We start from the raw sequence: 22,504 nt of genomic DNA, 5'->3' as shown, positions 1-22,504 counted from the left end.
AAAACGCCGCTTGAACCACCAGGCCAAAGCGGCTTAAATCAACCCCCAAACCGAGCCGGAAACTCCAATCTTCAAAAGCACAAATAGTCTCAAATCATTCGACGACGGACACACAATTATGATGAGTGACGGTGCGGCCTACTCCCAGAGCGAAGCCCCCACACCTTATGTTTTCGTCCGCTTCCAGCTTGATCTGCCAGATGCTGCCGACACCACGTTACGCGAAACCGGCATTCTTGTTGGCACGCAACTGGAAGGCACGGTTCCTGCGGGTCAGCAATATATTCCCGCCGAGAACGTGGTGAACTTCGGCACCATGATTGAGGTGGATCGCTTCGCGCCTATCGTTCGCGACGGCTCCATCGGCCAGACTTTCAGCTTTATTTTGACAATGTGAGGCGTGATGAACAGCATCATACAACGCGATGGCTACGGCAGCCGCTTTGATCGCTCGCAAAAGCGCCATGCAATCGCATATCCTGATCGTGTGATTTATTTGCAATCGAAGGATTTGAACGAAGCGCAGGATATTGCGCTCGACCATACCCGCCGCGTGGCCGAATACATCCTTCAGGACGGCCGCATTGTTGACGGTACTGACCCTGTCGTCACGGCACCGGACGATGATCATATCCGCGTGCAAATTCCAGCTTGCGCCATTTACTTCGGCGGCATTGTTCATGACGTGGCGGCAGCGGACTTCACCTTGTCGAACAAAGGTGAGATCGTAATCGGTGTTCGCCATTCCGACCGTCTGGTGACAGACATTGAAGATGCGGCGCTGAAAGGTGATATTACAGGCACAGAGGCATTTGCAGAAGACGGCCCGGCCCGCGTCGAAATCACCATCACATGGGGCCACTCGCAGGATGGTAATGCGGAACCCGTTCTTTCGGTGTTTCAGGTTCGCGATGGTGTCATTCTCACCACTTCGACCAACATCGACTTTTCGGAGATCTACAACGCCATTGGCGATTATTCGCGGGAGAGCAACGGCTCGTTCGTCAATAACGGCTTTCTGGTCACGGCCTTGGGGCCAAATGCTGACAGCAAACAGGTTTTCTCTGTGTCTGAAGGCACGGCCTATGTGAATGGTCGTCGCGTCATTCGCCGCCAGTCTCTTCGGTTTGATTATGAGGAGAACCCTGATTTGCGCAATGTGGATGCCGAACCGCATCCGTTTACCGCAGCCACAGGCGGCACACAGGTTTTTACCGTTTCCAAGGCACCGATTGCCGAGGTGCGACGCGTAACGGTTGAGAAAGAAATCACCGACACCATCGTCCATGGTCCGTACACCGGCATAACCGATCCGCTGCCGCATTCGTCAGTGACTGCTATCCTTGAAATCAAATCGGGCAGCACGGTTTACACGACACCAGCTGACTGGCTACTTTCGCAGGGCCAGATTGACTGGTCACCTTCGGGTAAAGAACCCGCGCCCGGCGCGTCATATACGGTCAAATACCGCTACAATGAGAATATCCAGCCTGATGCCGTGGGCCGCGATACGATCACCGTCACAGGTGCTGCCAACGGCACCAATGTGCTGTTTGATTATCGCTACAAGCTGCCGCGCATCGATGTGATTGCGGTCGAGCCTTCGGGCGGCATGGTCTATCTGACCGGCGTATCGGCGGTTTCACGCCCACGCCCACCGGAAGTTCCTGCCGACCGACTGGAGCTTGCGCGCGTCTATAATGATTGGGGCCGTCCGCCGCGTATTGAGATCACACAGGTGCGTAATTTCACCTATGACCGCATCACGCGCATGGAGCAGATGCTGATCAACGTTTATGATCTGGTGGCACAGGAGCGATTGAAGAACGATATTTCTTCGCGCGAGGTTGCGGCAAAGCGCGGCCTCTTTGTCGATCCGTTCATTGACGATGATCTTCGGGATCAGGGTATTGCTCAAACTGCCGCAATCGTTGGCGGAAAGCTTCGTCTGCCGATCAAGTCAACGCTGCATGAGTTTCCGGCATTCATGGAAATTCAGCATCTCGATTTCAGCGAAGACATCATCATCAGACAGAACCGTCGCAGCGGTTCGATGAAGATCAATCCCTATCAGACGTTCACTCCTATGCCGGGCCGTGCCAGCGTCGAGCCTTCAACCGACTTCTGGACGGAGAAGCGCACGAGCTGGACTTCACCGGAAACACAAGCCTTTGAAGCGTCAGACGGTGAATACATCACTGGTATTTCGCTTGAGCAGCAGGTTGAGAAAATCCGTGAGACGATCATCTCTGCCGAATTCATCCGGGCGCGTGATGTAAATTTCCGACTGGAAGGCTTCATCGAGAATGAAACTCTCTCAGGCGTTTGGTTCGATGACATTGAGGTTGTTTTTACCGTGGCTGGCCCTGCCAATGCTGACGGCGTGATGACTGGCGAGTTCACCATTCCTGCCAATGTTCCGGCAGGATCAAAGTCCGTTTTCTTTGAAGGCAGTGTCGGAACGGATGCCGGCTGCACTTATGTCGGGCGTGGCGAAATCACCGTTGAGGAATATCGACTGACAAGTTCGCTGGAAACTTCCACCGAAAGCATGCCGCAGCCGATCATCAACAACACCGTCATTAATAACGTCACCAATGTTACAAACGTGACTAATGCCAATAATTCAACCACAGTGAGCCGTGGCGGTGACGGCGGCGGGCGTGGCGGTGGGCATGACCCACTGGCGCAAACATTCACGCTGGATCAATCCCGGTGTCTTTATGGCATTCGGCTGATGTGCGCAAAAATCGGCTCACCGTCCAATTCCATTCTGGTGCAGGTCAGAACTGTAGAAGTCGGCCTTCCAACTTCGGAGGTCATTGCTGAAGCTTTTGTGGCTGGCACTATTTTGCGTGAAGGTGAGACATTCACGGCAATGTTCAAGTATCCGGTGTTCATTCCGGGTGGCCGTGAATATTCCTTTGTGGTTCTCACAGATGACGGTGAGCACGAACTGTTCGTTGCTTCCATCGGCAAGATTGATCTCGACACCAATTCGATTGTAACCGGGCAGCCGTTCACAGTCGGCGTATTGTTATCATCTTCTAATGCCTCGACATGGACCGTTCACAACGAATCCGATCTCTGGTTTGAACTGATCGCTTGCCGGTTCAATCCAGTTGAAAAGGTCGTGCCGATTGGTTCATTCACGCCTGCGAAGATGTCAGATGTGATCATTCGTGCGGGTGTTGAATGCCCTGATCCATCGGTAGATGTCAGCATTCGACTGACCCGGCCAAGCGGTGAAGTGATCAACTCCGCTCCTAGCCAGGTCATCAGCTTTGATCACTACATTCAGAATGAAACCATACAGGTGGCAGCGGTGTTGCGCGGCACCGAGCGGGTAACACCGTTCATCTTTCCGAATGTGCAGATCATAGATGGCGAGTTGCAGACAACTGCCGATTATGTGACGCGCGCAGTGGATGCGACGGATGCAAACCGGGTGCTTGTCACCTTTGACGCAAAGCTTCCGGCAAATTCATCTGCGCAAGTTCAGATCGGCATTCCCGGCAATTACCAAACAGTCAATGTGTCGGGCGCAACGCCGCTGGGTGATGGGCTGGTCGAGCAAACTTTTACTCGACCGAACTATCCCGCCGCCAATCTGGACGCACGCACGCGCATTGTTCTGACAGGAACACCCGCGTCGCGCCCGGAAATTTCCGGCTTTCGTATGCTACTTTCAAAGGTGTGATAAATGGCAAAGACCATAAACTACGATTGGGATTTACCATCGCCGGGCGGCCTCCAGCTTGGCGAGATTGCCAAAATAGCCACCACGTTTACCGCAATTGATGTGAAGATAAAGTCGTTCGAAACGGCTTTATCAACACACAAACATGCCTTTGCGGAACTCACCAACAAGCCGACGACGCTCGGAGGTTTCGGGATAACAGACGGCATGACAGCCGATGAGGTTGCACTGGCAATCAAGTCGGCTGTCGATAATTTGGTGAATGGATCAGGCGAAGCTCTTGATACGCTGAAAGAGCTTGCCGACGCCCTTGGCAATGATCCCAACTTTGCTGCCTCAGTGGGAACCGCATTGGGCGTCCGCGTTCGTGTGGATGCTGCAACAAACTTTAGCCTTGCGCAGCGCGCGCAGGGACGGTCGAATATTGATGCACTTGGTACAGTTGATAGAGGTGCTGCCGGTGGCGTGGCATCTCTCGACAGCGGCGGGAAAGTGCCGTCAGCGCAGCTCCCCGCTCTCACTACTACAGCAACCGTTGGTGCGGCTGTAGCAGGCGCAAACGGCAAGACAACGCCAGCAGATGGTGACTTTTTTGCGGGTATCGAAGCTGGCGGCTCGACCATGTTCAAAACGACATGGGCGAACATCAAATCTTTCTTCATAAACAAGTCTGGCGACGCTTTGACGGGCTCTTTGAAGGGCGTCTCCGTTGCGGGTTCAAGGGCATCATTTTATGCGGACGCGCAAGGTGGCGCTTACGCACAAATGTACGAGCGTGGCGCACCCTTTCAGGCAACTGCGCCAGTTAGCGGTTCGGCTTACGCGCCAATTTGGACTGGAAGGTACAACAATGGTGGATGGGCTGGTGTGTGGTCTGGTGGCATCATCAATTACGATAATGGTTCCGCCGCGGGACTAGTAATTCACCACATTAACAGCGGCGGAACACAAAGTATCACGTTCGAATATCGTGCAGATGGCACGCTGCGTTTGCCGGGTGCCGTTTACAAGGGCGGTTCATCCGCAGCCTATGCGGACGGTGGCACGTATTGGATGCATATCACTGGAAATGCTGGCTCAGTCGGTGGATGGACGCTCGACGGCATTCGCAACGAGATGAATTGGCGCGTCTCGGACACCCGTTTTGCGGGCTATTTGCAGAACGGAATGTTTACCACTGGAACCCGCACTAGTGGTCTAGGAGGTAGCTCAGGTTACGTTATGACCGACATCATTAAGAACGCAGTGGAGTCATGTGATCGCGTTTATCGACAGCCGCAAATTTACATTCCCAACGTTGGCTGGCGCGCATTAGGAGCTTGGTAATGAAAATATTTGGTAAGCTGACTGCAACAAGCGCCACTTTTCCTCAACCTCCATTACCAATAGGAATTAACGAAGAAGGGGAGATTGTTTACGGTCCAGAGAGAACCGTGAATGTATTAATATTTCGCGATGCTGCGGGCGTTGATATTGTCGATGCCGCCAAGACCGACCCTCATCCATTCTACATTGCGGTTGACGATGATGGCCGTGTGTTCTCGATGACGAATGATATTGAGCACTCACAAATAGATGGGTACGAAATAATCGGCATCGACGAAGACAATGGCTATTCTTTCGGTCCGGGCGGCACAGTTTACGGAAAAATCTGGAACGGGACTGCGATTGTGGAAGCGCAGCCGGAGCCAGACGCAATTCCTAATGAAATAAGCCGCCGCCAATTCTTCCAGTATCTAGCAGTTCTGCAAATCCTCACCCGGCAGGAGGCGTTAGCGGCACTCCAAAACGGCGCGATCCCTGCGCCATTACAGGCGATTATCGATCAGCTTCCAACCGAAGATGACCGTTTTGAAGCGCAGATGTTTATACTTGGTGCCCAAAACTTTAACCGGCAGCACCCGTTGAGCGAAACGGTTCGCCTCGCACTCAATTGGACGCTTGAACAGAAAGATGATTTCTGGTGCGAAGCGTTCAAAATCTGAGCGCATGTCGCTTTAAGGCGGCATTTCTAGAACAAAGCCCGGCCATCGCGTCGGGCTTTTTATTGCCTCATCAAGCCCGTGGCGGGGCCTCTCACTATATTTAAGGAGCAAGCCCGATGTCAGCACCGACTTTCGGCATGACTTTCACGCGACCAAACGATGATCCGTTGCCAGTTCTCGGCGCAGATTTTTCCAAAATTCTGCTCATCGAAACATCGGACGATGCTTCAACAACGGAATATCCGGTTGATACGCCTGTTCGCATTTCCAGCAGTAACCGTGAAGCGGTAGAAGCACTCGGTACAGGTTATCTCGCTGATGCTGTAAAAGGAATCAATGCGCAGCTTACCGGTTTGAATGCTGGCGCTGACATAACAATCTTCCGTATTAAGGAAGGCGCTGATGCGGCCGCTACTTCTGCCGCTATTGCAGAGTGTCTGGCAAGCGTTTCTGAAATTCCTTCTGCTGTGAACGCAACCCCGCGTATAATCTGGGCTGGACGCACTGCATGGCGACCAGATGCAGATACAGTGAACCCGATTGTGGCAGCACTGCCAGCAGCTTGTGAGCGCTTGCTTGCTATTGCCCCTGTCGATGTTGACGATACATCAGCAGCGCTCGCAATCTCCGCGCGCGAAACCATGAACTCCCAACGGCTTATGCCCATTGGGGTTGCCGCTCGTGTCTACGAAGGCACCAATATTGTTACGAGACCTATGGGACCGCGTGTGGCGGGCCTGTTTGCATCCGTGGACAATCAAAATGGTGGCAAGCCATTTGAAACGATTGCCAACCGGCCAATTCAAGGTTTGGCAGGGCTTTCCCGTAACGTTAACTTCTCGCTTTTCGATGGCTCGACCGAAGGTCAGCAGATGCTGGAAGGCAATGTATCGATTGTGACGCGCGGTGAAACTGGTGTGGATGGTGCGGTTGCCGATGGCGGCTTTGTGTTCATTGGTACAGATAATGCCGAAACGGGTGAACTCTGGCAGCAAATCCATCAGGTTCGAGGCGCAGATTATCTTACAATTAAACTCGCTCAGATTACCCGCCAGTTTCTCGGTCCAAAAATCAGCGCAGACACAGCCGAAGCCTGGCTGAATTCACAGAAGTTCATGCTGCGTGATCATAAGGTCGATAACGATATTCTGGGATTTGAGGTGAAATTTATCGCCGACAAAAACAGCCCGGAGCAAATCCGGCTTGGTCATCTGACTGTCAATCTCGGCATTGAACCCGCGCCAGCATTCAAGGTGGCAAATCACGAAATCCGCCGTTATCGACCGGCTGTTGAAGGTCTTGTTGCGGAAATTATCGCCCGTCTTAACGCGACGGCTTAATCCGTCATTTCTAATCCTCTATATTAAGGAACTGCCATGCAGCCTCTTTATATGCTTGCAGCCGTCGATGTCCGCCGTGCGGAACAAGCCGGTACATCCCGCGCCACAACGATTGCAAAACTGACTATCCCTGCAATCAAATTCGCTACCGCCTCTCACAATCCGGGTGGCGGTGTGATGGCGGCAGATTTTGCCTTGCCTCGTATTGAAGCACCGGAGCCGGCGATGGAAATCAAAGGTTTCGATACGGATGTTTTCCGTGGAATGGGGCAGGTTGACCGCTGGGTATTTGCAGCAGCTATCCGCGATAAAAAGACCGGTGCAACCGTGCCCGCTCGCGCAATCATCGAAGGCGCAATCACCGAATGGACACCCGATGAAGGTAGCCCAGAAGATTTCATGGGCTGCACCCATTCCTTCAAGGAAGTCACGCATTACGAGTTCCATCTGAACGGTGAAGAGCTTTGGTATGTGGATTTCTGGGAACGTGTTTTGCGCTCAGGTGGCGTGGATCATTTTGGCGATATTCGCCGCGCTCTTGGCGCGTAGTAGAATACAATCATAAGGTTATCGATTATGGAAAATGACGAACTGATCGTCCCACACACTTTGCTGGTGCCAATCGCTGATAAGAATGGCGGTAAAATCACAGAACTGAAATTCACCGAACCTGATGTGGGGCAGATGATTGCCGTCGAAGAAACGGCTAAAGGTGACATTGATCGGACCATGCGCATCCTTGCTATGATGTGCGGCATACCTTTCGATCTATTCTCGAAAGTTAAGGGTCGTGACATCACCCAGATCATCGTGAAAACCGAAAGCATCTTGGGAAACGTGAGATAGGACGCGGTTCCGACTGGCGAGGTCTCGCCGTCCTGTTATCTCACTATACCAACACCCCCAGAACAATCGTTGACCGCTATGCCTGCTCCCACGCACTTCGGGAGCGGGATGCCGTTCATCGTGTGATGAAAGCTCTCCGCAATGTCAGTCGTTGAAAGCAAACTGATTGTCAGCCTGTTTGACCGTGTGTCCGGCCCGGCGCGCGGTCTGTTTGGTGCCATGAACCGATTGCGGGGAGCAGCTGACAATTTCGCCGCTTCACAGCGACGGCTCGCATCGCCGATCACGGGCACTTTGGGGCGCATTGCAGCTATCGGTGCCACATATATTGGTGTCGCTCAGAGCATTCGTGCAACTGCCGGGGCTGCCATTGAGTTTGAATCGGCCTTCGCCGATGTCAAAAAAGTCGTTGAGGCTAGCGACAGCCAGTTTGCGAATATGCGGCAAACTATTTTGAAACTGTCGAAAACCATTCCGATTACGGCCTCCGGGTTTGCTGCTATTTACGCGGCAGCTGGCCAGTCGGGCCTTGCGAACGAAGAGCTGGAATCTTTTGCAGAAGCGACTGCAAAGGTGGCTACCGCATGGGAAACTCCAGTTGGTGAAACAGGCGAAGCTCTGGCAAAAATCAAGACTGCCTTGGGACGAAGTGTGACAGACACGGTGTTGCTGGCCGATGCCATCAATGAAATTGGCAATACGTCCGCTGCAAATGCCCCTGCCCTTCTGGAGTATACCAACCGTGTAGCAGCCTTTGCTGAAACCGCAGGCTTTACGGCAGAGCAAGCACTCGCCTTCGGCGGCGCGATGATCGGATCGGGCTTTGAACCGGAAGTAGCAGCGACAAGTTTCCGTAATCTGACCAAGGCTCTTACAACAGGGGAAAACGCAACCAAGCGCCAGCGAACGGCATTTAAGCAACTTGGTCTCGATGGCATCAAAGTTGCAAAAGGCATGCAGAACGATGCTGTTAAAACCACACTAAGCGTACTCAATCGCATTAAAAAACTCCCTGAATGGCAACAGATTTCAGTCATGGAAGCTGTGTTTGGATCAGAAGCGCGCGCGCTTGCTCCGTTGCTTAAGAGCACAGAAGAATTGCAGCGACTGCTGGGCACGGTCTCAGATAAGGCCAATTACGCCGGTTCATCTTTCAAGGAATATGAAACTCGCGCCAAGACTACGGCTAATGCGTTACAGCTTCTGCGAAATAATCTCGCTGCAATTGGTATTGAGATAGGCGACCGTATGTTGCCTGCAATCAATGATGTCGCTGCTGGGGTGCTTGATCTACTGAAATCGTTGGGGGACCGGGCCACGCCGTTGGACCAGCTATGGCAAGCTATTAAGGGGTTTAGTTCCGGCCTTGGTTATGACGGCAATCTGCGCCAAATGATCAATGACCTGGGCGACCTTTTACTTGGTCCTGCGAATGGTGATGAAGCAGCAGATAAACTCGGAAGAATCTTTGCCAGATTCAAAGAATTTGGCGCGTCTCTGCGCGAATTCAACGACGCGGTTAAGGCTAACCCGCTTGCTCAATTTTTAGGTGAAGTGCTTAAGTACGGTGGCGGCCTCATGCTTGCGAGTGTGGGGCTTGGCATCCTCGCGGGTACAATTCGAAAACTTGCATCAGCATTGTATTTTCTATCCGGTGCCCGTGCCGCTGTTGGTATTTTACGAACTATTGTAAAATTGGGGATGGGTCTTGCCGGGGGTAGCGCAGCTGCTGGTGCTGTCGGCGCGGCAAGCACAGCAGCGGGCGCGGCAGGCAGTGTCGGGAAAGGCGGAGCCGCTGTCAGTGGGGGCTGGTTGGCACAATTAACCAGCAAACTTACTCCCCTGCTCTATGGCGGCACTGAAGTAGGTGCCGTAAAAACTGGGGCGGCTTCAACCCAAGCGGGATTGTTGGGTCGCCTCTTTTCAGGTGCTGGTGGATTTGGCGCGTTTCTGTCTAAGTTCAATCTCTGGTCTACGGCTGCCTACGGAATATACAAAGGGCTTGAAGCCAAAGGGCCATCCGATCCGAAGCTGATTGATCAGGAGTACTTCATTCAAAAGATGAATGAATACAACCTCAAGCAGGGCAATAGTTCTGGTCAGCGTGAAGCGGCGCCAGCGCCGCAACAGGCCCCAGCAGCAGCACCTGTTCCATTCAGCTTCAAGCAACTTTGGAATGATCTGATGGCCCCTTCTCCCACCTATGGTGAACCGGAAAAGGTGACTCTGCTCGGCACCCCAACCGTGGTTGCGCAGCCTTCCGGTGTGCAGCAGGTGCAGGTCATGAACCAGCAACCTATACCGCCGATCAATCTGAGTGTTGTAATCAATGCAAAATCTGCTGCAACACCCGAAGAAATTGCCAACCTTGCCGCTGCAAAAGTTACGCAAGGGGTTCGTTCGGCTTTTGATGGTGTCCATGCAGATCTGGAATATGGGGTGGTGTAATGCTTTATATGCTCGGCACGCTGTCAATTGATACGCGCCCATTCAGTATTGATGATATGCAGAGAACCGCATCAGCGGATATTGCCTCGAAAGCCCTTATTGGCGCTTTCCCGGCAAAAGAGTTCACAGGTGAAGGTGATGATGAGATCACGCTCTCCGGCCAGCTTTTGCCGACGAAAATCGGTGGGTTGGATGAACTGGAAATGGCACATGAGATGCGCCGGAGCGGTACAAAGTTTCCGCTTCAGCGTGGTGATGGTACGCGGTTAGGCTGGTTTGCCATAACCCGCATCACAGAAAGCCACACCGATCTCACACGCAACGGCGTTGGGTTTGTCGTCAAACACACAATTGTTATGACGAAAGTGCAGCCTGACACCGGAGCAGGACAGCAAGTTATCACCGGTCTGCTTTCTCTATTCGGGATATTCTAGGAAGCTTTCATGCAAATAATCACCGTCAAGAGCGAGGGAATCACCCTCGATCTGTTGTTATGGCGTGCCTATGGTGTGCGTGGGCGAAGCCTTCTCGAAGAAGCGCTGACCATCAATACGGATCTCGCCGCTCTCGGCGTGATCATACCGTTGGGCACGAAAGTCGTTCTGCCTGATCTGCCTCCGGAAAGAACCGGGCAATCCCGCCAAGTCATTTCCCTTTTTGAGTGAAATCCATGACCAACAACTGGAAAGTAGAGTGGAAAGTCCTTGTCGATGGCAAGGACATGACCGGTGCGATGCGCCCATATCTCATCGATATTGACATCACGGACAAAGATGGCAGTGCCTCCGACACCTGTTCACTAACATTCGACGACACGGACGGGCAGGTGGAATTGCCGAAAGATGGCGCTTCAGTTGAAGTATCTCTGAACGGCGTGTCGAAATTCAAGGGAACTGTAGATAGTGTTCGATCTTCTGGCTCCCGCGGCGGCGGGCGCACCTTACGTGTTACGGCTAAAGGGTTTGATAGCAGAGGCAAGGTCAAGGAGCCTCTGCTGTTTCACAAGGATGATGCTACGTTACAAGAGTTTATGGACGATGCTGCCAAGCGTGCCGGCATAGCGTCCATCAAACTTGACCCAGATTTTGCAAATATTCACCGTGATTACTGGTCGGCAGACAGTGAAAGCTTTTTGCATCTCGGTGAAAAGCTCGCTCGCGAATTGGGCGGCACGTTCAAGATGCGGGGTGATCAGGCTGTTCTTGCGAAGCGTGGTGAAGGGAAAGCCACCACGGGCACAAAGATGCAGGTGATTGAAGGCATCGTCGGCGTAAATGTCATTTCGTGGGATATTGCCCCCTTCAAAGGCCGCCGATCATTCACCAAAGCCAAAGTGCGATATTTCGACCGCAATGCAGCAGACTTCAAATCAAAGGAAATCGAGTTTGATCTTGATCGCGACCTGCCAGAATCCGCCAATGTCGTTCGTGCCACGATGAACGACGAAAGCCAGGCTGAGAGTGTCGGCGAAGCGCGCAAGCGCGAGGCCGAGCGCGAAGGTGGCGAAGGCAATGTTGAGATGGATCTGACCGTTGAAGCGCAGGCTGAGGCAACCTTTACTCTAAAAGGCGCCCGTGCGGGCGTGGATGGGGAATATAGGATTTCGACAGTTCGCCACAAAGCAGACCGGGGCGGTGGCAGCACAACATCCTTAGAGATAAAGCAGCCGGGAGGTACTGCCGGCAAAGATACCCGGAAAAAGGGTAAGAAGAAGTCGTCTTCGTCTGGAACGAGTGACGGCACTTTTGCGGGCATGAGTGATGACCCGCTTGAAGATTAGATTAGTCGCTTCATTACCAGCCGCCCTTTGGGCGGCTTTTTTTTATGCTGAAAGGACCGGCGCAATGAAAGCCAATTTTGAAAACTGTTTGCCATTCACATTGAAATACGAAGGCGCCTATTCAAACAATCGCAAAGACCCCGGCAACTGGACGGGCGGCAAGGTCGGTGTAGGCATCCTCAAAGGGACAAAATACGGCATTGCTGCGCATTCGTATCCAAACCTCGACATTAAAAACCTAACGTTGGATGACGTGAAGCCGATCTATGAAAAAAACTATTGGCGACCGATCCAAGGTGACAGCTTGCCGTTCGGTATTGATCTGGCGACATTTGACAGCGGTGTGATGTCGGGTCCAGCACGTGGCGCTAAGTGGTTACAGGCAGCGCTCGGCGTAAAGCAGGATGGTGTTGTTGGCCCGAACACACTGGCGAAAGCGCGCGTGGCCGATGCTCGCTCTATTGTGAAAAAGATTTGCGCAAAGCGAACCGGGTTTGTGCAGTCGCTGAAAACCTTCATCACTTTCGGCAAAGGATGGCTGGCGCGCATTGCAGCCTGTGAAGCACAGGCACTCAAAATGATTGTCGCCACTGCGTCATCTGCTGCTGCTGCAACTACGGCACTCCAGACTGAAGCAAAGACCGCAGCATCCAAGGCAAAGCAACAGGCTTCAGGCGCAGCTGCTACCGGCGCAGGTGGCACTGGCACTTATGCAGTGTCCGATCAGGTGGCTCACTGGCTTACGGCTGGCGTGATCGTCGGCGCTGTTGCACTCGTCGTTTTTCTCGTCTGGCGCTCTCATGTAAATAAGACGCGCTCTGACGCTTTCACCAGGGAAGCCGAAGCATGAGTAATGCAATCTTAGATACGATCCTGTCGTCCGCTGTGCGCACTGGCTCCGGCGTCATCAAAGATATTATTTCAGCACAGCTCGGCCCGACAATAGGCGGATTGGCTGGAACCGTTGTCGATAACATCGCGGAAAGCCTCGGTGTTGATCCCGTCACCATTCCATCTCTTCCTGCTGATCAGATCGATGCGGCGGTGACCGTCGCGGACAATGATAAAGAGATCATCCAGCTATACATTGAACAGCAGAAACTCACCAATAGCTTGCTTCTGGCAGAAATGAACAAGTCTGAAAGCCTTTGGACATGGGCATGGCGTCCTGCATGGATGTGGTTTCTGATGCTGGCTTGGTTTTATGCGCTTATGGCCGCGCCAATTGTCAGTGGAATGACCGGCGTTGGCTTCGCCATTCCCGATCTGAGCGTCCTTGTCAGTCTGACAATCACATTTCTAGCGCTCTACATGGGCGGCCATACAGCGAAAGACATTTGGGGCAAAAAGTAATGGATGATCCATTCAGCGAATACGGCCTGAAAACATCGGTTCTGCTCGCTGGCTTTGCTGGGGGCATATTGCGGGCATTGTCTCGCAAAAAATCATCCATGAAAGAGACAATAGCATCGCCGATCTGTGGTGCGTTGGCAGCGGGATATCTCACTGGCCCGATTGTCCATTATCTGCGGGTTGTCAATTTCCCGCTGCCTCCGGATGATGGCACGAATGTTGGCTTGCATGCCGCAGCATTTGTTGTTGGCGTCTGCGGCATGTGGATTAGTGATGCTTTGTTCGAGATGATAAGCACCCGGCTGCGAAAGCCATAAATAAACAAGCCCTGCTTCGGCGGGGCATTTGTAATCGATAAAACAAGAGAAACTATTTTAAAGATACTTTGCTAAAACATCATCCTTCTGGCCTGAGAGTTGCTCTATTTTATATTGCAAACCCGCTATTTCAATCTCTGCCTTTTCAATAAGAGCAATGATCTCTCTCTTCTCTTTATCGTTCGGTATCTGCACAGTCAGATTCATTAAATCATCAGGCTTTATTCTCGGCATACGTAATCCCCCCACTAATCTCGATGTTTGCTCAACAATCATCGAAGAAAGCAAAATGTACTTAAGTACTGAGGGTATCTTTGTCTGTAAAACCAAAATGTCTGTTGAACAGATCCCATCTGTTGCTGCAATCGCAACTTTGTTGAGATAAGGCCTAAGTTTTCCATACAAAACATCATCTTTCTTGAAGATGTTTTTTACGGACAAAATCTTCTCACCTAAAATTTTGTCTTGCGATAATATTTTCCCGGTTTGCGCCTCTATATCCTCAAGTCCAATATTTACAAATGCGGTACTCATATAGTCCTGTGGGTTTAGCGTCTTTTTTCTTATCCTACATAGATCTGATAGCTTTCCTTCAGACCTAATATTACGAAGGCTGTCAAAAATGGTTTGTCTCTGATCACTGATCCCAGTTTCAAACTGCCGTTCTCTTTCTTCAATTGTGCTAATCTCCGAGACTATCTTCAATTGAATTTCTAGAGGGGGTAACGGAATTCTTTGATTGTAGAGATTTTCAGCAGAGATGCTCGGTGGGTTTGCATTTGATGCTATATCCGATAGTCTCAATCGCGATATGAAATACCAAAAGAGATACTGTGAAGATAACGTTGTTTCGTCTCGTACTGTCATCGCCATAATGTTATTGTCGATGTAAGAATCTTGACCTAGAAATCTCTTCTTATCTGTGTGAATTGCCTGGCCCACCTTCGGGAAGACAACACTGCCTTGGTTGACCAGGGTTGCTTTTAATCCAGCGCTGGTCTCGGTTTCAGATACGTAATTTTGAGCTCGACACATAGAAGGTATGTTCACAGCGATATTCATATCCGAAACTTTAAAGAAAGGAATCTTCTTTTGATCCTTGTTCCCTTGATATTTTTTCGGAAAGGTGTCGCCGCCTTTGGCGACGATCAATGATCGCAGTTTGATCAAAGGCCACTTACCTTCAACCTCAACTTTTTTTTTAACACTTAAAGATAGTGTTTTGTCGAAAGAGTCTCGGTCAAATGTCATCATATCGACGAGGTTATGTCTGGATATATTATTTTGAAGGCTGGTATCAATACTAGTTTCAAAGTCGCCGGTGAAGGCCATGTATAAATAAGTGCTAGCCTTTACAGGATTGTCAAACCTATTTGGGTCAAAAAGCTTCGTACATTCTTCAATCGTTTGACCACGGTGAATTGGATGAATCCCTTCATTGCCGCGCCGGTTGCTAAACTCATATCCTAAAAATTCTTTTTCTTCTTTTTTCTCGCCACTTTTAACGATAACAACCTTTTGCCCTGTGGCGAGGATAAAATAGGAAACTTTCTCAATTTCGCGAGAAATGATTTCTGCGATTAAGCCGTCTTCGTCGTTGAATCTAATTCTATTATTGTAGTTCTTGTAAACTTCATGATTCTTAATATTTATATTTGGAGATTTAGATAGCAAGGACCAATAGTCTTCGATACTTAAACCATCCCAAACATACTCGACGTATTTTCTGATAGGAGCCTGAACACGATTAATGCTGTTATCCTTTTGGGTATCGAATGATGAGACTACTGCGCTAAAAATATTGTCAAATGCGTAATTGTCGCGACGCCGTAAAAATAGAGTTACCGTATTTGTTCCAGTTGCCATAAAGGTATTACTTCCTAATTCAGCAATACCTACTATATCGAAGTATTTTAAAATAATCTCTCTAGCTTTGGTGTAAATTCCGGTATTCGAAAGAATACTGCTAGGTAATACAATTCCCGCAAGCCCGCCATCTTTTAAAAGCTGCTTAGTACGCTCGATGAATAAGCATTCGATCTCGCTGCTTTGATCGGTCAACGCATTATACAGCTCGAAATCTTTCTCACCATAATACTTACTAGCGTTGTTTTTAAATGCTGAAACAGAATACGGTGGGTTCGATATAACAATATCAAACTGTCTATTTTCCTGTGCATTATCTTTGCTTGTTTTCCGTAAAATACCTTTGTAATCTTGCGTACCGTCGAAATCACCCAATCCGTCGGAGTGGATAATTTGTGCCAACCCATCTCCATGTAAATAGCATCCCACCTTACCTACTTTCACAAGTCGGTAATCCTTCTCTATGCCATAAACATAGTCATACGCCCAATCAAAATGATCTGCTTTCCAGCTCTTGATTTTTTTGGCAGTATCCGAAATATAATCTTCTGAATTTAAAGAATTGATGACATTCTGAACTTCGTGCATTCCTTCTGTGATGAAATGCCCACTTCCCGCAGCATAATCGATTATGGTGGGGAGATAATTGCCAGTTTCGCCTTTTTGTAGCTTCTCCTTGACCATCATATCAAGGGGAAGGCTTTTGATAATGAATTGTGCAATTGGTACAGGCGTGAAGAATTGACCGGACTCCTGTTTCAATCCGGTTGTAAGTAGCATTTCAAAGAAATCGCTCAAATATTGTTGTTTTTTTGTGTAGCGGATTTTGTATCCTTGCAGTAGTTCAACAACCTCTTTAACTACTTTAGCGTTTTCTTCGAAAGACTCATTATCGTATACTTCTTTAAAAGCAAACTCATTATTCTTCTTTAGGCGAATATCAACAAGCTCTTCGAGTAATTTTTCCCTAATATTCTTGCTTAAATTTGCATATTTCTTTTCAAATTCCGCATCAGAAATGTCTGTTACTTCTTTATCGAGAAATTCCTTCATGCCCTTTTTGTATAAGTCAGTTAGACGCTTTTGAAATGAAATGTGATCATCTGGCGCGTAAGAAATTCCATCATAGGTGTAACTATTGTAAAACCATTGAAAAGCCAGTTCTTCATCAGGTCTTGTGACTTTTTCATCATAAATTTTGCACAGAAACAGAGTGAAAATCTTGTTGAAAGCATTTGGCTTATCGGAGACAACGTTATGGCGCAAAATTTCTAAGAACTGGTTGAATATAAAGCTACTGTCTTTTTGCGTGATATCTTCCAGGGTGCGAGGCGTTAAGGCCCTGCTCTTGAAGTCATAAGGTTTTACCCATTCTTCAAAAACACCGTTATTTTTTGTTAGCTTAATCCATCGCTCATAAAAATCGTTAACATTGCTCGTTTGACGGTAATCTTCCTCTATTTTGATAATCTCGTTTTGATAAGCAATCTTTCCTTTGCTGGTGCATTCTGATGCATACAACATAAGGATTTCTGCGCACTTATCCTGTTGGAAGTAAGTGAAAAGCTGGCCGCCGTCTTTTTGGATGCGTTTGAACGCTTTATCGAATTCTGTCCCAAAGGTTTTGCACTCGATCATCATGTGTGCGTTTCGGTTATCACGAGTAACGAGAATATCAAGTTTTCCGCTAGTGCCGTGACCCGTTGCCCATTTTTTCTCGAGAATAATATTCTCAGGCTTATACCCTTTTTCTAAGAGCCGATTCACGCATTCTAACACGACAAAATTTTCGGCGGCCTTGAAATTGCATGTGGTCTTATCCAGTGTTTTAATCTTTGCGCCGTAGTCAATATTCTCAGCTGGCACGTCCACTTCAATCTTGTAGTTCGCATGGTTTGGGTAAGACTTTGTCCACGTCGCAATTGCGCCGTTGTCCAACGTGAAACCGAGTGATTGAAGTAGCGTTTTGATATTCGAAATATTTACCATGGCCTGCGCTGTGTCTCTACGATGCAGTTATAAATTTCTGCGAGGATTGTAGCCGATTAAACGCGAATTGGAATCAGCTTTTATAGGATAGGGGCTTATCACGCTCAAAGTGGCCGTCCAACACGATAAAGCGTCGCTACCGTCCTCCTGCTGTTAGACGGTTCCCTCACCACGCATCTTCCCGTGGTCCTACTGGCACCACGGCTCACGCTTGCCCCGCCACGGGCGGGCAAGCCCCTCTTGGATTAGAATTGATCCGATATCAATGCCGTGGCAAGCGTCCTGCCGTAACGATCTTTCGTCCTGCCCAACTTCGGATCGCCGCGCTCCATTTCAAAGCCAGGAGAAAAAAGGAGTTCTTGCAATCGCCTCTTTGCTACCTCACCAAGCCGACGCTCGGCGTCGCACTTGGCGCTCTTTGTCTCGGGCGCATCGATGTTGGCGATTCTCACACGTTCCATGCTAATATCAAAGGTGTCCCCGTCAACGGCCTGCGGCGTGCTGGCCGCAATCGCAGACGCTAGAATAAGAACAATCATTTTTTCCTCAGTGCTTCCCCATCACCACTGCGATATTGGGTGCGGCTTGGGTGCAAGACTGATTTTGTTCGTATCATGTTCTACAAATGTTTGCAGACATTCAACCTTGAAAAGCCGCGCAGTTGTCGATATTTTTGGCTTACCGATTGCGTTGACATTGTAAGTGCCGCTGATACCAGCCATTATAGGTTCGAGGCAAAACGATACATTTTGAAAATATTTATTTTTCCGGGTTATAGAACAAATGAGAGTGTAAATGGACAGCGAACAATTACCAGTTAGTGAGTGCGGTAGACAATTTACAAAACCAGATATGTTAAATTCAGACTAAACTCTTATCGGTCTGCTTCATCTTCGAGATTCTCATTGTCGTCGTAATATCTCAACTCATCTTCTTCTAGTGTCTCAGTCCGAGGATGCTCTAAAAGAAATTCGTGCAGGGCTTTCAGCTTTGCTAAAAGCTCGTCAAACGTAATCACCACAACAGACGACAAGTTATTGCGATAGAGCTCAAAGGATTTTTGCTTATCTAATTCAGTGGGGGTTATGCCCGCGATGACAATACACTGAACCGCATAACTAGCCGCTGTTGTATTCTGAGAACTCCCAAGCAATATAGTAAGGTGTTTCTGAAGCAGGTAACGCTGATCAATAACCTGAGTTACTGCACCGGAAATGCTAACGGAAGGCGCATAAACTCCTCCTCGATATGGATTGTTGGACAATAACACTGAACTCGGTCGTTTAATCTCGACAATCGTAAGATTACCAAGCGCCCCGGATTTCATAACAAAATCTGCAAGCTTACCACCTTTATTATCAACGTCCCAGCCGCCCACCGGCATTTGCTCTCTGAATATGATCGCGGGCAACCCGAACGCTAAGCGTAGAATGAATGGATTATTGGAAAAGAAGCGTTGCCAGCTGGTTTCTGTAAGACTAACATTATTAAGCTTCTCTTCGAATTTGGCGATTACATCTTCAAGTGTAACAAGCTCAATCTGGCGATTAAGCTCATAAATCTCGTTGGGTTGATCATTGATCAGTTCCTTCGCCGCAGATCTCACAAGGCGAACAGCCGCTGATTCATTCGATGTCCTGCTCGCCGATTTTCGACCCGTCGCTCTAATAGCGCTTCCTAGAATAACTTTGAGATCTCCGGTCGTCCTACGGAAGGTGGACTTGCCACCATCACCTTGGATGTGCGGTAAAACCAACTCTGATCTTAGGTAAATGCGCTTCTCTTCATTGGCAAACGCGACAGCAGCACGGTGCGTCCGGTCTACTGTTTTCCGGGCTAAGTCATACAAGTTGATAGGTAATCGAAAAACGTGAGAATTTATTGATGCGTCGCCATCAGCGCACATCCGGATTTCATCCACATCCGTAAATTCCTCAATTGCCTCAATAATGAACCGTAAAGGGTAAATCAGGCCGAAACCATCAAAAAAATTGCTCGCAAAACCTGAAGGGAATTGGCGAAAGTGTAAACGATACCGTCCATCATCGTCAAGTTCTTCTATGATAGGCTTAGCGTTTTCGAAGGATATGCGCCGTACCGATAAGTACTTCTTCACGCCAAAGTAAGGATTACCGGGCTGAAGATTAGTTGGGAATGTCGTTAGGAGGCAATCAGAAGGATCGAAAGTAGCGAGTAGAATCTCGTTCTCTCCATAATCAAATAGCTCGCTTTCATCTACAAAATCACGAACTTCATCGGTCACAGCTATTGTCAATTCCTGATAACCGTTGTCTTGAATGTAGAGTTTCAATGACGACTTATCTTCAGTTCTGGTCGTAACTAGTTTAATATTGAGTTCTTTTGATTGGTTCACGTTCACTCCCATCAACCTCAAGGCAACCGAAAGCTTTTCCGAATAAGAATGTAGGGCGAAATTCCCGTCGTTGTGTGTCGGTTACGTTGGATGGAATTTTACGGTTTTATCAGGCCAGTTTAATCAGAATTACAGATTGAGGACATTGCCAAAATATATTCCAGACACGTCGATCTCTTGCCCTGTTATTTCACAAGCCACTTCATCAAGGAAGTGGATAGGTGCGGCCTTAATAAACTCAGCAATTAACCAATTCCGTTGCCCATCTAATAAACGCGACAAACGAAGTGGATCATAACGAGATAGCTCACTCAGTCGGTGCATACTTGCGAATATCAGTGTCGTCGCGTGCCGGTCTATGATCGTCGCTGTTGAAATTCGCCGCTTAAGATACCACTTTCCAGCACCTGCGATATACGTAAGATCACGGCGTAATCCTTTTTGATATTGAGTAAGGCGCTTAAGATTATTCTCTTTTTCAGACTTGCCGGGCTTCCACCTAAATCTCTTCTTCTTTCTAATCACGGGTTCTTCAAAGCCAGCATCTCGCTCATAACCTGGCGGTAGCGTTGGCAAGATACGATCATCGTCATAGCGATCTTCAAGATCTGCAGCAAACCAAGCTTCTGTACTCCCAATAGCTTTAACATAGCGGCATTCAGCTAAAGGAAAAAAGAGATCCGGTTCCGTATATGATAAGCAATAAGCCCTTTGAACGAATGCCATATTCCGAAGCATATTCTTAAGCGAATATGTATCTAATGGAGCGGCTTCACCATAGTAAGCAATCAGGGAAGGCAGAACTCCAGAACCTCTAAGACTAATCTGCTCATTTGAAAGGCTGGCCTTATCCTTAAGGCTCATGCCGGTAAGTCCATGCCAGTCGGTAAACGTGATATTTTTGGCGGAAAGAAGCGCTTTTGTCGAGTTAAGAAAACAATAATATAGAGTGAGTGGCGATGCGGTTATAGGCAATCCCAGTGATGCCTTGTAAAATTCCTTTGCCTGCTCCCAATAAAAAGATGCGTCAGTATTCTTAGCATTCCTCCGAAGCCACAAATCTACATACGTCCAAATGTCAGACGTCAATACTTTCTCATCGTTCCACGCTGGACTAACTATCGCGCGTCGTGGAACTAATGGCTTATGTCCAAATCTAATTTCTTCGTTCGCCATGAACACCCCCTCTTACACTTTGCAGAAAAAAAAGGGGAAGGATAGATTAAAATCGAATACCCACAAATTTACCGAACGTTTGACGTCCATTCTTGGAATCGCGATAGTCGGTGACTGTTTTGAGCGTCATTATATTCATCTTTACAATCAGATTATAGATTGATGCCTGAGATTAAATAAATTCTATTGAGGTCTATATTTTGTTTGAAGGAATTATGTTGAATTACTGCCAATCGGTTTGCATTTCTCAGCTAACCCATTGAGTCACACGGCAGGTAAAATGCATCATTTTGCAAAATAATCATTTTATATCAATAAATTGACTGGGACTCTGACTCCGTTAGTCCTGGTTCGAATCCAGGTTCCCCAGCCATTTGATTTCATTAGATAATCTCCAGTATAAAACTAGAACAGTTTCGAGCGGTTTGCACATCAGTTTGCAAAGTTTGTTCTACTTTCGAGCTTTCTGATTGCAGATTCGGCCAGTTTCGGATCGCGGTTCAAATAGTGCGCATCAAGAATTGAACCCACATCACGCAGGCTATGTCCGCTGATTGTTGCGATCTCCGCCTCTGTACATTCTGCCAGTGCAAGCCGCGTCACAGCTGTTCCGCGCAAGTCGTTGAAGGTCACTCCGGTGATGCCGGCCTTTATGCATGCTTTCCTCCACGATGACCTGAAGCCATCGGCAGTCCATGCGGCTCCTTCAATTGTTTTCAATATTAGACCTGATTTATCAGCGATTGAATCGAGCGCAGCCTTCAGAGGCGCGCCAACGGGAATTATTACACGTGAACCGGTTTTGGATTGTCTCAAACGAATACGCTGCCCGTCATAAGCCTGCCACGTCAGGCTTAAGTCGCCTTGCCGTTGCCCTGTCCACAGAGCTAAAATCAAAGCCAGATGTAAATGAGGTGGGGCCTTCTCCAAAAATAGCTGTTCATCATCAAACGTCCAAACTTTATCAGCGCGAGTGCCGCGATAAACGCGACCGCCCTTCTCGCATGGATTAGCGCCTTTAAGACGCACGCGCATTCTCTGCCAACCACTTGTCTAGTTCATTTGTGGGCTTCAACGCATCTTCACTCGGTGAAAATACGATGATCTTGCCGGTCTGATCTATCTCTGCTCTTGCTACTTTCATTCCAGCTGCAATGGCACCCTTAATGGCTCGTGTCACATCGGCTTGCTTGAACGGAACAGGCCTTTTCATAATTCACCTCACACCCGCATTGGCATCAGCACGAAAAGAGGCTTTTCGCCGCTGCCTGGGGTTTCAGTTGGCGTGATTTTGCAGGGTGAGCCGGGATCACTGAGTTCAAAGGTCAGT

The 22,504-nt window shown here is 48.8% G+C and carries 20 protein-coding genes; 14 read left to right on the top strand and 6 right to left on the bottom strand.

The window, feature by feature from the left end; translation table 11 throughout:
• Positions 1-118: 118 nt before the first annotated feature.
• From ABE530_RS18280 to ABE530_RS18215, 14 genes are all read left to right on the top strand, one after another.
• Complete coding sequence (locus ABE530_RS18280) at positions 119-397, top strand: BW3TFN family phage tail fiber component (protein WP_499695516.1); 279 nt, start codon at positions 119-121, stop codon at positions 395-397.
• 6 nt (positions 398-403) lie between these two features.
• Positions 404-3,700, top strand: a complete 3,297-nt coding sequence (locus ABE530_RS18275) for a DUF4815 domain-containing protein (protein ID WP_499695515.1) — start codon at positions 404-406, stop codon at positions 3,698-3,700.
• A 3-nt stretch (positions 3,701-3,703) separates the two neighbouring features.
• A complete protein-coding gene (locus tag ABE530_RS18270; RefSeq protein WP_499695514.1) occupies positions 3,704-5,026 on the top strand; it encodes a hypothetical protein in 1,323 nt (440 codons plus the stop codon).
• Positions 5,026-5,685 carry a hypothetical protein gene (locus tag ABE530_RS18265; protein WP_499695513.1) on the top strand — a complete coding sequence of 220 codons (660 nt, stop codon included), beginning with the start codon at positions 5,026-5,028 and terminating at the stop codon, positions 5,683-5,685. The genes ABE530_RS18270 and ABE530_RS18265 overlap by 1 nt, the downstream gene beginning before the upstream one ends.
• A gap of 116 nt (positions 5,686-5,801) precedes the next feature.
• Positions 5,802-7,025: a phage tail sheath family protein gene (locus tag ABE530_RS18260; RefSeq protein WP_499695512.1), complete on the top strand. Its 1,224-nt coding sequence runs from the start codon at positions 5,802-5,804 to the stop codon at positions 7,023-7,025.
• A gap of 36 nt (positions 7,026-7,061) precedes the next feature.
• Positions 7,062-7,574, top strand: a complete 513-nt coding sequence (locus ABE530_RS18255; protein ID WP_499695511.1) for a phage major tail tube protein — start codon at positions 7,062-7,064, stop codon at positions 7,572-7,574.
• Between the two features lie 27 nt (positions 7,575-7,601).
• A complete protein-coding gene (locus ABE530_RS18250) occupies positions 7,602-7,871 on the top strand; it encodes a phage tail assembly protein (protein WP_499695510.1) in 270 nt (89 codons plus the stop codon).
• A gap of 294 nt (positions 7,872-8,165) precedes the next feature.
• Positions 8,166-10,319, top strand: coding sequence for a phage tail tape measure protein (locus ABE530_RS18245; protein WP_499695509.1), 2,154 nt, complete (start codon positions 8,166-8,168; stop codon positions 10,317-10,319).
• Complete coding sequence (locus tag ABE530_RS18240; RefSeq protein WP_499695508.1) at positions 10,319-10,753, top strand: phage tail protein; 435 nt, start codon at positions 10,319-10,321, stop codon at positions 10,751-10,753. The genes ABE530_RS18245 and ABE530_RS18240 overlap by 1 nt, the downstream gene beginning before the upstream one ends.
• 9 nt (positions 10,754-10,762) lie before the next feature.
• Positions 10,763-10,984: a tail protein X gene (locus ABE530_RS18235; RefSeq protein ID WP_499695507.1), complete on the top strand. Its 222-nt coding sequence runs from the start codon at positions 10,763-10,765 to the stop codon at positions 10,982-10,984.
• Positions 10,985-10,989: 5 nt separating this feature from the next.
• Positions 10,990-12,099: a phage late control D family protein gene (locus ABE530_RS18230; protein ID WP_499695506.1), complete on the top strand. Its 1,110-nt coding sequence runs from the start codon at positions 10,990-10,992 to the stop codon at positions 12,097-12,099.
• A 64-nt stretch (positions 12,100-12,163) separates the two neighbouring features.
• Positions 12,164-12,949: a glycoside hydrolase family 108 protein gene (locus ABE530_RS18225; RefSeq protein WP_499695505.1), complete on the top strand. Its 786-nt coding sequence runs from the start codon at positions 12,164-12,166 to the stop codon at positions 12,947-12,949.
• Complete coding sequence (locus tag ABE530_RS18220) at positions 12,946-13,452, top strand: 3TM-type holin (protein WP_499695504.1); 507 nt, start codon at positions 12,946-12,948, stop codon at positions 13,450-13,452. Before ABE530_RS18225 ends, ABE530_RS18220 begins: the two co-directional genes overlap by 4 nt.
• Positions 13,452-13,769 (top strand): hypothetical protein, encoded by a 318-nt coding sequence (locus ABE530_RS18215; RefSeq protein ID WP_499695503.1) that lies wholly within the window; start codon positions 13,452-13,454, stop codon positions 13,767-13,769. The genes ABE530_RS18220 and ABE530_RS18215 overlap by 1 nt, the downstream gene beginning before the upstream one ends.
• 57 nt (positions 13,770-13,826) lie before the next feature.
• Here ABE530_RS18215 and ABE530_RS18210 read toward each other — a convergent pair whose 3' ends face one another.
• The 6 genes from ABE530_RS18210 to ABE530_RS18185 all read right to left on the bottom strand — a co-directional run bounded on the left by ABE530_RS18210 (position 13,827) and on the right by ABE530_RS18185 (position 22,387).
• Positions 13,827-17,624, bottom strand: coding sequence for an N-6 DNA methylase (locus ABE530_RS18210; protein ID WP_499695502.1), 3,798 nt, complete (start codon positions 17,622-17,624; stop codon positions 13,827-13,829).
• 245 nt (positions 17,625-17,869) lie between these two features.
• Positions 17,870-18,163 carry a thermonuclease family protein gene (locus ABE530_RS18205; RefSeq protein ID WP_499695501.1) on the bottom strand — a complete coding sequence of 98 codons (294 nt, stop codon included), beginning with the start codon at positions 18,161-18,163 and terminating at the stop codon, positions 17,870-17,872.
• Between the two features lie 335 nt (positions 18,164-18,498).
• Positions 18,499-19,998 carry a Shedu immune nuclease family protein gene (locus ABE530_RS18200; protein WP_499695500.1) on the bottom strand — a complete coding sequence of 500 codons (1,500 nt, stop codon included), beginning with the start codon at positions 19,996-19,998 and terminating at the stop codon, positions 18,499-18,501.
• 129 nt (positions 19,999-20,127) lie between these two features.
• Positions 20,128-21,174, bottom strand: a complete 1,047-nt coding sequence (locus ABE530_RS18195; protein WP_499695499.1) for a YaaC family protein — start codon at positions 21,172-21,174, stop codon at positions 20,128-20,130.
• Positions 21,175-21,606: 432 nt separating this feature from the next.
• Positions 21,607-22,209, bottom strand: a complete 603-nt coding sequence (locus tag ABE530_RS18190) for a tyrosine-type recombinase/integrase (RefSeq protein ID WP_499695498.1) — start codon at positions 22,207-22,209, stop codon at positions 21,607-21,609.
• Positions 22,193-22,387 (bottom strand): hypothetical protein, encoded by a 195-nt coding sequence (locus ABE530_RS18185; RefSeq protein WP_265986082.1) that lies wholly within the window; start codon positions 22,385-22,387, stop codon positions 22,193-22,195. Before ABE530_RS18185 ends, ABE530_RS18190 begins: the two co-directional genes overlap by 17 nt.
• Positions 22,388-22,504: the final 117 nt, after the last annotated feature.

Source organism: Brucella sp. TWI559 (assembly GCF_039674265.1).
GTDB lineage: Bacteria > Pseudomonadota > Alphaproteobacteria > Rhizobiales > Rhizobiaceae > Brucella > Brucella chromiisoli.
This window is presented reverse-complemented; position numbering and strand designations above follow the sequence as displayed.